Annotated in this window: 1 protein-coding gene; it reads right to left on the bottom strand. The window is 34.7% G+C overall.

Annotated features, from left to right (window positions below; all coding sequences use genetic code 11):
- Positions 1-166 precede the first annotated feature (166 nt).
- The gene (locus B5F25_RS20880) at positions 167-793 is read right to left on the bottom strand and encodes a hypothetical protein (RefSeq protein WP_013616527.1); all 627 of its coding nucleotides are present in this window, start codon (positions 791-793) and stop codon (positions 167-169) included.
- Positions 794-933 lie beyond the last annotated feature (140 nt).

Genomic DNA, 933 nt, shown 5'->3' with positions numbered 1-933 from the left:
AAAATAGTAATCATCTCCAGCGCAAACTGCCCATTCTCTCAATGTATCCAACTCTTGTTTCCGTTTCTCACTTAAATTTTCGTACATAGTATTATAATTTATTTTGATTGATAATGGTTTGCAGCTTGCCACTGTTAAGTGGCACAGGTGCTTGTTAGCAACTACATTAATAATAAGTCTTTTCCATTTCTACAACTTCATTTGCATTTTCATCCCAAAAGAGTGTTCCACATACTTCGCACTTTTCATTTGCCATATTGCTTTCCTCTTCAATCAACATGTCATAACATGCAAAATCTTTACAATTAGGGCAGGTTATGGAAATAACCACTCGACCTTGCTTTTGCTCTAAAGTTGATAACTTCCAAAAATCAGATTTTATAGACTTTAGTTTTTTGGCATCTTTTTTATAAGCCACCAATATGTTATAAGTGTCATTTTCTAAGTCAAGCAATACAACTCTTGCCCCAAGCTTTTCCAATTGCTTATCAAAATAGGATAACGCAAAGGGAATGAAATCACCTCGTTTGGGTTCTTCTATTTCTTGATTATATTTTTGATAAACTTCATCTTCGGATACAACCAATTGTACCCCCAACATTGATTGAAGTCTGTTGTTGAAGAAGTTATACAACATTCCTTGTCTATCTTCTCCACTCCAATCCACTATTAAGAGGAAATTTTTATCCACTAATTTATAGAACAGGCTTTCATCGTCTTTAATAGTCTGTACATTCATTTCCATAAGTTCTTTTTCTCCAAGAACTTTTGCGAGCATTGTTTTATAGTTCATATTTCTTATTTTTAATTGTTGCTAATGGTTTGCAGCTAATCGCCGTTTAAGGCGATTGAGGTGCGTGTTATCAATCTTTGCCTGCGAATAAGGAATCTGGTATCCTACCCGTATATTCATTCGAGCTTGGCACTTCTTCG

It is taken from the genome of Bacteroides sp. An19 (genome assembly GCF_002160215.1).
Classification (GTDB): domain Bacteria; phylum Bacteroidota; class Bacteroidia; order Bacteroidales; family Bacteroidaceae; genus Phocaeicola; species Phocaeicola intestinalis.
Note: the sequence above shows the minus strand (reverse complement) of the source record. Positions and strands in the feature narration are given on the sequence as shown.

Excerpts from the sequence above, each read along its gene's own strand:
- B5F25_RS20880 (WP_013616527.1), bottom strand. The coding sequence starts at position 793 with ATGAACTATAAAACAATGCTCGCAAAAGTTCTTGGAGAAAAAGAACTT.